A 12,766-nucleotide genomic window follows, 5' to 3' on the forward strand; every position below is an offset into this window, starting at 1 on the left:
GGAAATCGACAAAGAACGTCGATTCCCACATTACGCACCGCACGACGACGAAGGATTATTCAACAAGTACTTCAACAGATAGGCCTATACTGACATTTCTAATGGGCTAGCCACCCTGTCATTTCTAATGAGCTACAACAATTGTCACACCGAAGGGAGCGCACTATCGCCTGGCCGTAAGCTGTCTCCTCGCTCGATCTTTGGCGTATCCTAAAGGTGTATGGCGTTCCCTGTAAAAGTCTGCGTGGTCTGTTCTGAGGAGTTTGAGTTGAAGCCCAATAAGCCTGGCTTCGCAAACCGGTGCCCTAGCTGCAGTGAGCCAGAGTCGCAGGACTCAGGTGGCAAGCAAAGCATGGATGCGGACGAACGCAAAGCCAACGCTGAGGCGAACGAAGCCCGGCGTGCAGCGATGAAAGATCTGCTCTATCGAAAAGATCGCTGATTGCGGCATGACTGTAGGTTTTGAAGCTTCGCAAGAATTCGCCTGACGGTTGAACTACCTGGCCCCACCGCCCACAAAATGAACGAGTTCTACGCGGTCAGAATTGCTGACTTCGGTCTCCGCCCAGCTCGCTCTGGGCGCAATGGAGCCGTTGAGCTCAATCGCAACGCGATCGTCCTTGAGCCGGAGCGCTTCGATAAGCTTTGTGACAGTGGAACGACTCTCCAGCTCCGCGAAGACGCGAACCTGGCCGTTGAGGACAATTTCTAGTGCCATACGATTTTGAGAGTATCAGTTAGCCATGCGGTATGTTGATGGTCGACAGTACAACTCGGTGGAACACTACCCAGCTTAGGGTTCGGAACTTCTCTTGCCGATCTGGGTTCAAATTTTCGTAGCCTGCCGCGGAGGTCCCATGTCTCTACACGCAATCGGATCAAAGGCCTATTCGCTCATTGCCGGGCTCCTCATCCCTCTCTTGATTGCCCCAAACGGCAGCTATGGGCAATCCAGCGCAACAGCCCCTTTGGCGAAGCCGGCAAAGGTCGCTCAACTTAGTTCCGACGAGAAGTTGTTGCTTGTCCTGAACCGGTTTACCTATGGACCACGGCCGGGCGACATGGAAAAGTTGCGCGCGATGGGCTTGCAGGCCTGGTTTAACCGCCAACTGGCTCCTCAGACGATCGATGACAGTGATCTGGATCGACGGCTGGCGCGCTTTCCTGCGATGCAGCTCCCCCTTCCGCAGTTGATGGCGCTCTACCCCAATCGGCAGGCAATCCGGAAAGAGATGAATGGCAGAATGGATCGCCCTGGCGGTCAGATAGCGAACGCGATCTACAGAAACTCCATCGAGCGCTACAAAGACAAGTTGAAGAACAAGGCCGGTGAGGGCGAGCAAGGCCGGATGGCTGACGATCAGCCTCTGTCGCTTCCCCAGGATGCCGCGACGCTGATCGCGATGACCCCAGAGAGCCGTTTCGGTGCGCTTTGCAAGTTCACGCCCCAGCAGCTCACCGAGCTGCGTCGCTCTGCCCAACCTGCAGATCGAATCCGCCTGGTTGAGGGATTTACGCCGCAGCAGTTCGAGGCGCTGGCTGCCTTTGAATCTCCCGTAGGACTTGTGGGAGCCGAAGATGTGCAGACCAAACTCCTTCGCGACATCTACAGCGAGCGGCAGCTAGATGAAGTAATGGTTGACTTCTGGCTAAATCACTTCAATGTTTACATGAAGAAATCGCAGGATGCTCCTTATTATATTGAGAGTTACGAGCGTGATGTGATTCGACCGCACGCGCTTGGGAGTTTTGAGAGCCTGCTGGTTGCGACGGCTGGAAGTCCGGCGATGCTGAACTACCTCGACAACGCGCAAAGCGTCGGACCCAAGTCCTTGTTCGCGATGCGAGCCGGAATGCGGCCTGGGCAGCCTAAAAAACAGACGGGTCTCAATGAGAACTACGCCCGTGAACTTATGGAGTTGCACACGCTCGGCGTGAACGGCGGCTACACCCAGAAGGACGTGACCGAGGTGGCGAAGGTGTTCACCGGATGGACGGTTGGGTCGCCTGAGAAGGGCGGAGTTTCCTCGCGGGCGGAGTTCGACGAGACCAAGCACGAGCCCGGATCGAAGATGGTGCTTGGCGTGAAGATCAAAGAGAACGGGGAGAAGGAAGGCGTCGAGGTCTTGCACCTGCTGGCGACAAGCCCGCAGACGGCTCGCTTCATCTCCATGAAACTCGCCGTCCGGTTCGTGTCGGACGACCCTCCCCAGGCGCTTGTCGATCGGATGACGAAGACATTTCTTTCGTCCCATGGCGACATCCGCAAGATCTTGCTCGCGATGGTGAACTCTCCGGAGTTCTTCACCACGGCAACCTATCGCGCCAAGGTAAAGACGCCACAGGACTTCGTGATCTCGGCGATTCGCGCTTCGGGGGCGGAGGTGGAGAGCGCGGGTGCCATCTCCAATGTCATCGCCGATCTCGGGATGCCGGTATACGGGATGCAGACTCCGAATGGCTACTCCATGAAGGCAGATCCGTGGAACAGTTCGGCCTCGCTGATCGCCCGGCTGAACTTCGCTCTGGCTCTCTCGTCGAATCGGGTTGTTGGGGTGAAGGTGGACTGGAGCAAGCTTCTGGATGCTTCGGAGGGCGGGAAGTCGGGGGCGGAGCTCGGTCCGGAAGAGAAGGAATCGAAGCTCGAAGCGAACCTTATCCACATGGCTGCGAGCGAGCGCACGCGCGGCGCCATACTTGCGCAGGTGACCTCTGACCCTGAACAGCAGCAAGCGAGCCTGAAGCAGGTGGCGGTGGTTGACCGGAAGCGGGATCCCCTTGCTTTGGGCACTCCGGGCTTGCGCGGTGCAGTTCCATTGCCGACAGATACTCAGGCTTCGCTGGCGGCGGGACTGTTGTTCGGTTCGCCGGAGTTCCAGAGACGCTAGGCTGATCGGATCGGCCAGAGGTGGTTCATAGGCCCTCGGCCTTGACCGATGGGGACTGCGGATCGCAAGGCTTCGGCTACGTAGTTTTTGGCATTTTGTGCTGCTGTTGCCGTATCGTCCCCGAGAACCAGTCTGCTGAGCAGCGCGCTTGAGAGTGCGCAGCCCGTTCCGTGGGTCGATCTCGTCTCGATGTGCTCTCCCGCGATCCAGTGCTGCTCGCCTGCGGCAGTGACCAGAAGATCGTTGGGAGGAATCTGATCTCCTCCGGTCGCAAGTATGTGAATTGGTCTGCCTCCCAGGAGCGCCAGTTCCCTTTGCAGAGCTTCGGCAGCTCGGACGACCTGGTTTTGTGAGGCCAGATCTGAGTTCCCTGTCAGCCCACCCAGCTCGGCGTGGTTGGGCGTGACCCAGTCCACCAGCGGGAGTAGCTTTCTTCGCATGAGGTTGACTCCTGCGGGTTCGAGCAGCTCTCGGCCTGAGGAAGATCGAAGCACAGGGTCGAGCACAACCGGGATGGTTGAGCCGCGACTGCGGAGACGTTCAAGATAGTCACAGACCGCTGCGACCGCTGCGCTGGATCCCAGCATGCCGATCTTGATGCCGGCAGGTGGCAGGTCGTCGTCGAGGCACGCCAGGCTCTCTGCCAGGACTTCGCCTTCGACGGGGTAAACGGCCCGAACGCCCAAAGTCGATTGAACGGTCAAAGCCGTGATGCAGGAGGTGCCGAATAGACCATGCGCCGCGAAGACCATCAGGTCTGCTGTTACACCGGCACCTGATGATGGATCGAAGCCAGCGATCGTGAGGAGGGTCTGCACCTCTCCGATAGTATTCGTTACACTTGGAGGCATGGAAATCGCATCGCCTCACAGGCTGGGCCAGGCTGTCGTTGAAGGTCGACTGGATGCGAGAGACCGCCTCGCAGTGGCTCTGGACTTCCCTTCTGCCACTGCCGCGCTTGCCTTCGTCGACCGGCTTGAAGGGCGCTGCCGATGGTTCAAGGTGGGGATGGAGCTCTTCTACGCCGCTGGGAGCGGGCTGATCCACGACCTCCGCGAAAAGGGTTTTGAAGTCTTCCTAGACCTGAAGCTGCACGATATTCCGAATACGGTTGCTGGCGCGGTTCGATCGGTCACTGCAACCGGAGCCTCTCTGCTTACGCTTCACGCGTCTGGTGGCGAGCGGATGATGCTTGCTGCGGTTGAAGCGGCGCAGGCATCGGGATCGCCGAGACTCTTAGCGGTCACGGTCCTGACGAGCATGGACGCAGCCGATCTGAACGGGACGGGTGTAGCGTCGAGTCCACGCGACCAGGCTATCCGGCTGGCACTGCTGGCGCAGAAGTGTGGCGTTGCCGGGATGGTCTGCTCGCCGGAAGAGGTGGAAGTCCTGCGCGGCAAGCTTGATGTCGGCAATCTGCTGGTGGTGCCCGGGATTCGTCCGGCTGGCGCTCCCATTGGCGACCAGCGGAGGATTTCGACTCCTGGCTCGGCCATTCGCGATGGAGCATCGATGCTGGTTGTGGGCCGGCCGATCACGCAGGCGGCAGATCCGGCGCAGGCAGCGGCGTCGATTTTGGCTGAGATTGAAGCTGCCAGCTAGTAGCGACATATTGCGATCATTCTGAGGCGCAGCCGAAGAATCCCCACATTTTGCTCGTGCTGCCGGAAAGCTCTGTAGGCAGGACACAGAATGCGGGGATTCTTCCCCTTCGCTACGCTCAAGGGTCAGAATGACGGCCTCTTCGGATATGAAGAGGCTTGCGCGGACGATCTATCCCCTAATTCGCGATCTCCGTCTGCAGTTGAATATCGCTAAGCCGGAGCGCAAGCGATTTGGCGGAGCCGCCTCCCTTGAGAAACTCGCTCAGGTCGAGCTGAACGACGTCGAATCCAAGACGGGCCAGCCGGCGGGAGAGGTCGGGCGAGACCTTGTGCATCAGGATGGTCTCACCGACGTTAATGACGTTGCACGCAAACGCGGTGGCTTCGTCCTCGGAGACAGCGATTCGCTTTTCCGCAGGGTAGCTGGCTTCAATCGCCGCGCGTGAGGCTGCGTCGAAGGCATCCGGGAAGTACAGCAGATGGCCGCCGGAGAGCGGAGCGAAGCAGGTGTCTAGGTGGTAGAAGCGCGGATCGACGAGGTGCAGCGAGACGACCGGGAGATGCCAGGCTTGCGCCAGATGGCGGTGGCACTGGAGACAGGTGCGAACGCCGTGCGCCGCCCACAGGAGCTTGCCGTTGAAGTCGAAGATGGCATCGCCTTCGCCCTCGAAGGCGGTCTCGCGAGGCGTCTCCCAGAGGAGAAAGCCGTGATCGTGCAGCCAGCGCCGCACCGGTTGCTCTTCGACGCGGCGCTCGGGGTGAGCGAAGCTCGAGACGGCAGCGACGCCGTGCTGAACCACGGCGGTGTGGCCGACGAAGACCATGTCAGGCGATCCCTGTACGGCGGGAATCAACCGTACATCAGCGATCATCTGCAGCTGGCGATGCAACTCGCGCCACTGGGCGAAGGCGAGATCGCGGTTTAAGCGGTGAAGATTGCCCGCCATCCATGGGTTGATGACGTAGTCGACATCATACCACTGTGGGGCGCACATCAGGAAGGTCGGGGTATCGAATTGGGGGGGAGGTGGGGTGTTTCGGGAGGTTGTCGTGCTGCTCACTGTATCCAACTGCAAACCGGTACTGCTTTTCATGACAAGAGGTCCTGCTTTCAGTGCTTGAGTCTCCCCCTGTCCACACAGCTTCGTCAAGTGCTTCAAGCAAAATTAACGGTACCTCTATGGGATTGAATCAGAAGAGGTAACTTACGGCTGGGAGGGCGACTGCCGATTATTCGAGTCGACGCAAAAAGCCCCGTTGCCGGAGCTTATTTTGCTTATGAAACGAGTATGAGATCGATACCCTGGTTTAGAGCTTTTCGAAGAACTCGCACGCCGAGCAGGAGATGTACACTCCGCCGGGGATGCCGCGCTCGCGGTCTTTTACGCGCTTCACGATGCGGGTGGGCTTGGAGCACTTGGGGCAATCGGTGCTCTTGTTGGTATCCATGACTTTCTTGCGGTCGCCGGTCTTGGCAATCTTCGACATTGTCGTAATCTCCTGATGCTGATCTCTAGGCTGTCCACGGAAAGCACGACTCCAACCATGGCTGCCGGTTCGGGCAAGGCATCGGAGGGTCGGACGAGTGTTTGACGCCCTTCGATAAGTCTACATGAAGGAGCGCGATCAGGGGCTTTGCCATTGCATGAACATGATCCCGTGACGGCGTAGAGGCGGGAGGCCGCCTTGGGCCTCATGTATCCTTTCTCTATACGCAGCCTTGCCATACGACCGTTCGAGGAGATTGCCGTTGAAGCGAATTGTTGAACTGGACGGGGTGCGGACGGTAGCGGTTGCAGGCGTGATCGCCTGCCACTTCGCTCCCTTCTCGAACTGGTTCGGCCAGATTCCAGCGCACTACGGCGGTTTGGGAGTGGATATCTTCTTCGTCCTCTCCGGCTTCCTGATCACCACCATCCTGCTGGAGCTCAAGCACGCGGAGCATCCCTACAAGGTCTTCTACGCGCGCCGGTTCATCCGGATCATGCCGCCTTATATTCTGCTGCTGGTAATCGTCTACGGGATCGCCCTTTTCGCACACGATCCGATTGAGCCGCAGAAGTTCTTCGGACAGATCCTCTTCCTGCGAAGCTTCCTGAATATTGGGAGCGATCTGCATCGGCTCGTAGCGGTGATTCATCACCCAAGCCTGATCCCGAATCCATTTGCCATCACCTTCAACAAGTTTGTCGAACCGGATTACCCGATCCTGCCGATCACAGGTGCCCTGGGGCCGACCTGGTCGCTTTCGGTAGAAGAGTGGTTCTACGTTCTGTGGGCACCCGTGGTCCTGTTGCTCAACCGAACATGGATCGTCGCGGTGGGAGTTGCGATGTGCGTTGGGGGATTTCTGCTCCGGTGGATCATCAGCCCGCCTTCGATGATCCTGCGCTCGAGCGACATACTGATTGCGGGTGCGCTGCTGGCCCTTTGGATTGAGCACCGCAGAAGCCTCGATCCTCAAACGCAGCAGCGAAATGATCTTCTCTTCGGATTCGCTTCAGCGCTCTCGGGCGCTGTCTATCTGCTGCTTGTGATCGTGCATCGGGAACTTGTGAGCATGACGTTCGCCGAGTTCGCATTCGCGGGAGCCGTGGGTTGGCTGATCCTTCATGCGGGATCGTCGAACCCTGTCAGCTGGTTTCTACGGTTAAAGCCGATGGTCTATCTCGGTTCGATCAGCTACATGCTGTATCTGATCCACCTTCCCATGTACTTCCTAGTCCGGGCGGGTGTGACGCGAGTCGCAGGGGGAGTAAACCAGGAGGCCCGCTACTGGATCGTTTCCGTAACAACCGCCATTCTGTCGGTGGCGTTCTCTGCCGCGTCCTGGAAGTTCTATGAGTCGCCGATCCTGAAGCACAAAGACCGTTTCACGGACTGGGTGCTGGGGCGGAAAGAGCAGCTTGCAACGGTAGACACCACTCACTGAGTCGGTGGTGCCGGGGGAGATGCCGGCTGCTGCGTTGGGTCAGGAGCGGAACCGGTCTTCGACGGCGGAGGATACTGGACGCGATGGGCGTTGCTCACCGGCGCCGTATCGTCCTTCTCACCTGCCTGGCGAAGAGTCGGCGGAGCTACCGGGTGATTCGGGTCGATTCCATCGCCGAGAGCGATGTCTCGCTTGTCGGGCTCAGGAGCGAACTCGCCCATCTCGTTCTGGTCGTGAACCTCGATCGGCTTGCCTAACGCGGCAACCTTGACCAGCACGACGCGATCGCCTTTGAAGCGCACGAAGCGGACGGTCTGCGGGACATGGCCGTAGATCCATTCCTCGTAGTGAACGCCCTCCGGAGCGTCGTCGGCGTGTTCGCGGACTTTGCTTTCGGGTGCGCCTACAGAGGCGAGAACCATCTTGCGGTCCATCCCGACCAGGACCTCGTGTGCGGAGATAGATTCTTTGACTGGGGCGGGTAGGCTATCAGCGTAGGCGTCGGTGGAGGTCTTAGCACCGAAGTCGATCACAGGCGCGAGGAGAGCCTTCACCTCAGGCGCGGAGATCTCGGGCACTCCGTCCTTGAAGACGAGGGTGACGCGACTCCCCGTCGGGTCGTCACCCCGGCGCACGACCGGTGCATCGCCGAAGGAGACGTGGCTGAGAAAGCGATGCTTGGCGTAGGGGCCGCCGTTGACGTCGATCACGATCCGGTCGGGCTTGAAGGTCAGGGCCGTCACCACAACCCTGTCTCCGACGTTTGCGGAGGCGCCCTTCTCGTAGATCATCTTCTTGTACTCGGCAGGCCCGGGCGTGAGTTCGCCGTTCGCTTCGAGGGTCAGGCCCGGCCCCATGGGAAGCACGCGGTGGGCGAAGCCCTGCTCTGACTCGAGGTCGCGGATCAGCTCGCGGCGTCCGCGCTCTGAGAGGCGACCGTCGGGTAGCTGCATATGGGTGGGGGTGAAATCGGTCGATATTCCGGCGGTGGCGCTATGTTCGCCGACCACGAAGACATCCGGCTTCGGCTTCGCCGGTTCACCGTTCTGCGAGATGGCGGCGGTCGACGACGCGGCGATCAGAAATAAAGGGGCCCATCTGGACGCGGAGTTCACCATGTTGCACCTCAGATGCAAGTGATTCTCCGCTCATCCAGGAGGTTTGACAAGTCAATTGCGAAGGCGTAGCGACCGGAAGGTTCAATTTCGACACTGCGCTTTCAGCGGCGCCGGAACTAGCGGTCCGGCTCGACCGATCTAGACTGCGGAGTCGTGGGCAGAATCTGCACCAGAGCCGGAGGGGCTGGAGGAATCGACCGCTCCATCTCGGTGTGGGCGGCAGGCGGAGGAACATCCATTGCATACCCGGCGGGGATCAGCGGCTTCCGGGTGTAGTCCCATGCCCAATCGCTGCTAACGAGAACAACCGCAACGATGGCTGCGCCAAGCGGGATGAGGGTCCATGGGGCGGCCTCGATTCCGAAGAATCCGCCGGTCAGCCACGGGCGGCCGATCGCGCGAGTCTCCACGAAAGAGGCTAGATTATCGATGCCATTGACCGGCAGGCCAAACAGAATGCCCAGACTCGCGATCCAGGCAAAGTGAATTCCCCAGCCCAGCCAGAGGCCGTGGGTTCGCAGCCAGGCGAGGCAAAGGGCGACTCCGAAGAGCGTCCAGGCGATGACTGCTAGAAGAGTTGACTCACGGCTGAAGCTGCCGACGATCCCGAAGAGCAAGGAGATGACGACCGTCGCCCATGCCGGACCGATGGCGTCGATGAGGCGGCGAAAGGCGAAGCCGCGGAACCCGATCTCAGACGCGAGAGCCAGAACGGTGACGGTGGCGAGGTTCAGAGCCAGTAGGTAGATCGAACGCGGGGCGATCCAAAGGCGGACGTACATGGCCCCGAAGAGTGTCTGCGGGAGCACGGCCACCAGCACGATGCCCCAGCCGATCGCAGCTCCGGTCGCCCACTCTTTGCGTGACGATGGGCGACGCGGCAACCCAATCAGTTGGCGGATCGGGGTTCCAGCAGAGAAGATCGACTGTAGAAACATCGTGCCCGCGACGAGCAGGAAGAGCAGGAAGAGGGATTGAAGGAGTTGATAGCCGTCGCTTAGGTTCAGGCGTACCGTGATTCCACGGGCGGCCTGGGTCGCGAGTTGGTCTGCCGCAGCAAACCAGAGCAGCGAGGCGGCGACCACAGCCAATTGAATGGATCGGTGATGTTTCGATTCAGTTCGGATCTCGTTCTGCGGCAACGGCAAATTCATCTCCTGCGTCTATCGAGGCGTTCCTGTTGGGGCAGACCGTTCCCGACACCTCTAAGTTTATGCCTTTCCAGTTCAACCGGACTAGGACCGGGCGGTTCGTTCATCGCACTGTAACCAGAATCCCTGACGATCGATCGATGTTCTCTAAAGACTTGTTCGCCCTGCGGAGCTCCGCCGCTTTGCTTGTTGCCCTCGCTCCAACTGTGACCGTCGCTCAGCAGCCCGTGCAAAGTGAGAACCCGTACCAGCAGCTTATGAAGAGTGCGGCCGCGCACGCCAAGGCTAGCCACGATTCGACTATCCCGGCGCTCTCGCCGTTGGACTCGACCGTGATTGATGGGTCGGTGCCAGTTGCGGCGCTCCAGAAGCTGGGGATTAAGGTCGTTCCGTGGACGACGAACGATCCCGAGAAGATGCGGGCCGTAATTCGTACCGGTGTTGATGGGCTGATCTCTGACCGTCCCGATTTGCTGCAGAAGGTCATCGCGGAGGAGCGTGCGTCCTCACCGCAGATGGCCGCGAAGCTGAAGGACTTCAACGTTTCCGGCCATCGCGGTGGCCGTGGTCTGAGACCGGAGAATACGCTGCCTGCGTTTGAATCTGGCCTCGACAACCTGATCGACACCATCGAGACCGACACCGGGGTTACGACCGACCGCGTTTCCATGATCTGGCACGACCAGTTCTTCAACCCGCAGTCCTGCCGTAAAGCGGACGACTCGCCGTACACGATGGAGAACCGGATCTATCTTCGCGATATATCGAGCCACGATGCGCAGGCTACGCTGATCTGCGACAAGTTGAAGAATGCGCCAAACCAGTTTCCGGACCAGAAGAACGATCTTGCCCTCTCTCCGGTTGCGGTCGCCTTCGCCGCGCAGGAGCACCTCATCAGTCCTTACGTACCGACCTATGCAGAACAGCTCTTCCGCTTCACGGCTTTCTACACGGACTACTACCGCAACGGCGCGGGCAAGGCGACTCCGCATGCCGCCGAACGGGCGAAGGCTGGAGAACGGGTGCACTTCAATCTCGAAACGAAGATTCTGCCGGATTACGTTCCGCCGATGGACCCGAAGCTGAAGATTCCCGTGGAGATGCTGCAGAACCATACGGTCAGTCCGCAGGAGTTTGTGGACACGCTTTGCGGAGCGATCGTGCGGAACCACATGGAGGCGCGGTCGGATGTACAGAGCTTCGACTTCCGGACGCTGATTCTTGTGGAGCAGCAGTTCCCTGCTATCCAGACCTTTTACCTGACCCAGGATTCGAAGTCGTTCTCGACAGAGTTCGTGCCCGCCGCGTTGCGTCAGGAGCCTGCAAAGTAGCTACTTATTTGCTGCGTTGTAGGCGGCAAGAAGATCATCGATTGGGATGCCGTTGATCGTTGCGCCAGCCAGGTTGCAGTCAGCAATGGCGACTCCGCTCAGATTGGCGTCGTAGATCTTTGCGTTGTGCAGGTTGGCGTTGCGGATCGTCGCGCCTGCAAGGTTGACGTCATCCAGCAGAGCTCCGGAGAAGTTCACGTTCTGGAAGCTCGAGTCGGAGAGGTCGGCATCGACCGCGTCGATGCGCTGCCTCAAGTGCGCGAGTTTGCTGGTCTCAGGAGGATGCACGGGTGCCTCTTGCAGAGATGCTAATCCGCGCCGATGAAACCTTCAACAGAAGCAGGAACGCCCACTCGCGCATTGGAGTGGGCGTTTCCCGTTTGCGATGCGTCCCAGTTACTCGCCGTAGTACTCGAGGCCGAGGTGAGTGATGAGATCCTCGCCCATGATGTGGCGAAGCGTGTTCTTCAGCTTCATCTGTTGAATGAAGAGATCGTGCTCCGGGTAGATGCCGGGCGCGGTCTGCGGGGCCTTGAAGTAGAAGCTCAGCCACTCCTGGATGCCGAGGCCGCGCAGCGAAGGTGTGCGGGCCGCGAGATCGAGGAAGAGGCAGAGATCGAGCGCCAGGGGAGCTGCAAGGATGGAGTCGCGGCAGAGGAAGTCGACCTTGAGCTGCATCGGATAGCCGAGCCAGCCGAAGATGTCGATGTTATCCCAACCCTCTTTGTTATCGCCGCGGGGCGGGTAATAGTTGATGCGGACCTTGTGGTAGATGTCCTTGTAGAGGTCAGGATGAAGCTCCGGCTGGAGGATGTAGTCGAGCACGCCCAATTTGGACTCTTCCTTGGTCTTGAAGCTCTCGGGATCGTCGAGAACCTCGCCGTCACGATTCCCAAGGATGTTGGTGGAGTACCAACCGGAGATGCCGAGCAGGCGGGTCTTGAAGGCGGGCGCGAGGACGGTCTTGATGAAGGTCTGGCCGGTCTTGAAGTCCTTGCCGCAGATGGGCGCGTTCATCTTCTTTGAAAGCTCAACCAGTGCCGGGACGTCGACGGTGAGGTTGGGTGCGCCGTTGGCGAAGGGTATACCCTCTTTGAGTGCGGCCCAGGCGTACATCATCGACGGCGTGATGCCGGGGTCGTCGTCGACGAGGCCCTTCTCGAAGGCCTCGAGAGTCTGGTGAACCGCGGTGGGTTCGAGGAATATCTCGGTGGAGCCGCACCAGATCATGACCTGGCGATCGGTCTTCGTCTTGAACTCGGCAATATCATTGCGGATCTGGTTGGCGAGGTCGCACTTGTTCTTGCCGGTCTTCGACTTCTTTGCGGTAAGGCGCTTGACGTAGTGCTGGTCGAAGACGGCGGGCATCGGCTCGATGGATTCGAGATAGGGGCGGATGGATTCGAGTTGGTCGCGGTCGAGGACCTGTGCGGTCTTTGCTGCGTCGTAGAGGTTGCCGCCGAAGATGTCCCAGCCGGTGAAGACGAGGTCGTCAAGCTGGGCGATGGGGGCGAAGTCCCTGATGAGCGGGCTGCGGCCATCGGTGCGCTTGCCGAGCCGGATGGTGCCCATCTGCGTGGTCGATCCGATCGGCTTGGCGAGGCCGCGCCGTACTGCTTCCACACCAGCGATAAGAGTTGTAGCGACGGCTCCCATGCCGGGGATCATGATGCCGAGTTTTCCAGTTGCGGGCTTGATGCTGGCCGCGTCTTGCGTTGCGGCGCCGGGTGTTGACATGCTTG

At 59.6% G+C, this 12,766-nt stretch carries 12 protein-coding genes; 4 read left to right on the plus strand and 8 right to left on the minus strand.

Features of this window, described 5'->3' with window-relative positions; all coding sequences use genetic code 11:
- Nucleotides 1-496 precede the first annotated feature (496 nt).
- On the minus strand, nucleotides 497-718 hold the full coding sequence (thiS, locus tag OHL18_RS09505) for a sulfur carrier protein ThiS (protein ID WP_263374628.1): 222 nt from the start codon (nucleotides 716-718) through the stop codon (nucleotides 497-499).
- Between the two features lie 139 nt (nucleotides 719-857).
- On the opposite strand from thiS, the gene OHL18_RS09510 reads away from it, so the two are divergent.
- Complete coding sequence (locus tag OHL18_RS09510) at nucleotides 858-2,888, plus strand: DUF1800 domain-containing protein (protein WP_263374629.1); 2,031 nt, start codon at nucleotides 858-860, stop codon at nucleotides 2,886-2,888.
- Here OHL18_RS09510 and thiD read toward each other — a convergent pair.
- On the minus strand, nucleotides 2,885-3,739 hold the full coding sequence (gene thiD / locus OHL18_RS09515; RefSeq protein ID WP_263374630.1) for a bifunctional hydroxymethylpyrimidine kinase/phosphomethylpyrimidine kinase: 855 nt from the start codon (nucleotides 3,737-3,739) through the stop codon (nucleotides 2,885-2,887). The two genes, OHL18_RS09510 and thiD, sit on opposite strands and share 4 nt — an antisense overlap.
- On the opposite strand from thiD, the gene pyrF reads away from it, so the two are divergent.
- A complete protein-coding gene (gene pyrF / locus OHL18_RS09520; RefSeq protein WP_263374631.1) occupies nucleotides 3,738-4,490 on the plus strand; it encodes an orotidine-5'-phosphate decarboxylase in 753 nt (250 codons plus the stop codon). The genes thiD and pyrF overlap by 2 nt on opposite strands.
- A gap of 178 nt (nucleotides 4,491-4,668) precedes the next feature.
- On the opposite strand, the gene OHL18_RS09525 is transcribed toward pyrF, so the two are convergent.
- Both OHL18_RS09525 and OHL18_RS09530 read right to left on the minus strand, forming a co-directional pair.
- Nucleotides 4,669-5,586, minus strand: coding sequence for a dimethylarginine dimethylaminohydrolase family protein (locus OHL18_RS09525; protein WP_263374632.1), 918 nt, complete (start codon nucleotides 5,584-5,586; stop codon nucleotides 4,669-4,671).
- Between the two features lie 214 nt (nucleotides 5,587-5,800).
- Nucleotides 5,801-5,980, minus strand: a complete 180-nt coding sequence (locus OHL18_RS09530) for an Rcat domain-containing protein (RefSeq protein WP_184217206.1) — start codon at nucleotides 5,978-5,980, stop codon at nucleotides 5,801-5,803.
- A gap of 262 nt (nucleotides 5,981-6,242) precedes the next feature.
- Between OHL18_RS09530 and OHL18_RS09535 the strand changes: the two genes are divergently transcribed.
- Entirely contained in the window at nucleotides 6,243-7,424 is a 1,182-nt protein-coding gene (locus OHL18_RS09535; protein ID WP_263374633.1) for an acyltransferase family protein, read from the plus strand.
- Here the strand turns inward: OHL18_RS09535 and OHL18_RS09540 are convergent.
- Entirely contained in the window at nucleotides 7,418-8,560 is a 1,143-nt protein-coding gene (locus OHL18_RS09540) for a DUF2845 domain-containing protein (RefSeq protein ID WP_263374634.1), read from the minus strand. The two genes, OHL18_RS09535 and OHL18_RS09540, sit on opposite strands and share 7 nt — an antisense overlap.
- A gap of 98 nt (nucleotides 8,561-8,658) precedes the next feature.
- Nucleotides 8,659-9,690, minus strand: a complete 1,032-nt coding sequence (locus OHL18_RS09545) for a CPBP family intramembrane glutamic endopeptidase (protein WP_263374635.1) — start codon at nucleotides 9,688-9,690, stop codon at nucleotides 8,659-8,661.
- Between the two features lie 143 nt (nucleotides 9,691-9,833).
- Between OHL18_RS09545 and OHL18_RS09550 the strand changes: the two genes are divergently transcribed.
- Nucleotides 9,834-11,024, plus strand: a complete 1,191-nt coding sequence (locus tag OHL18_RS09550) for a glycerophosphodiester phosphodiesterase family protein (RefSeq protein ID WP_263374636.1) — start codon at nucleotides 9,834-9,836, stop codon at nucleotides 11,022-11,024.
- On the opposite strand, the gene OHL18_RS09555 is transcribed toward OHL18_RS09550, so the two are convergent.
- Together OHL18_RS09555 and OHL18_RS09560 are read right to left on the minus strand one after the other, a co-directional pair.
- Nucleotides 11,025-11,312 (minus strand): pentapeptide repeat-containing protein, encoded by a 288-nt coding sequence (locus tag OHL18_RS09555; protein WP_263374637.1) that lies wholly within the window; start codon nucleotides 11,310-11,312, stop codon nucleotides 11,025-11,027.
- A 108-nt stretch (nucleotides 11,313-11,420) separates the two neighbouring features.
- Nucleotides 11,421-12,761, minus strand: coding sequence for an inositol-3-phosphate synthase (locus OHL18_RS09560; RefSeq protein ID WP_263374638.1), 1,341 nt, complete (start codon nucleotides 12,759-12,761; stop codon nucleotides 11,421-11,423).
- Between the last annotated feature and the right edge of the window lie 5 nt (nucleotides 12,762-12,766).

Origin of the sequence: Granulicella aggregans, from assembly GCF_025685565.1 — a bacterium.
Taxonomy (GTDB): Bacteria; Acidobacteriota; Terriglobia; order Terriglobales; family Acidobacteriaceae; genus Edaphobacter; species Edaphobacter aggregans_B.

Bases quoted from the DNA above. Each gene is read 5' to 3' on its own strand.
- OHL18_RS09560 (WP_263374638.1), bottom strand. From the start codon at position 12,761: ATGTCAACACCCGGCGCCGCAACGCAAGACGCGGCCAGCATCAAGCCC.
- OHL18_RS09510 (WP_263374629.1), top strand. From the start codon at position 858: ATGTCTCTACACGCAATCGGATCAAAGGCCTATTCGCTCATTGCCGGG.
- OHL18_RS09550 (WP_263374636.1), top strand. From the start codon at position 9,834: ATGTTCTCTAAAGACTTGTTCGCCCTGCGGAGCTCCGCCGCTTTGCTT.
- thiS (WP_263374628.1), bottom strand. From the start codon at position 718: ATGGCACTAGAAATTGTCCTCAACGGCCAGGTTCGCGTCTTCGCGGAG.
- pyrF (WP_263374631.1), top strand. From the start codon at position 3,738: ATGGAAATCGCATCGCCTCACAGGCTGGGCCAGGCTGTCGTTGAAGGT.
- OHL18_RS09525 (WP_263374632.1), bottom strand. From the start codon at position 5,586: ATGAAAAGCAGTACCGGTTTGCAGTTGGATACAGTGAGCAGCACGACA.
- thiD (WP_263374630.1), bottom strand. From the start codon at position 3,739: ATGCCTCCAAGTGTAACGAATACTATCGGAGAGGTGCAGACCCTCCTC.
- OHL18_RS09530 (WP_184217206.1), bottom strand. From the start codon at position 5,980: ATGTCGAAGATTGCCAAGACCGGCGACCGCAAGAAAGTCATGGATACC.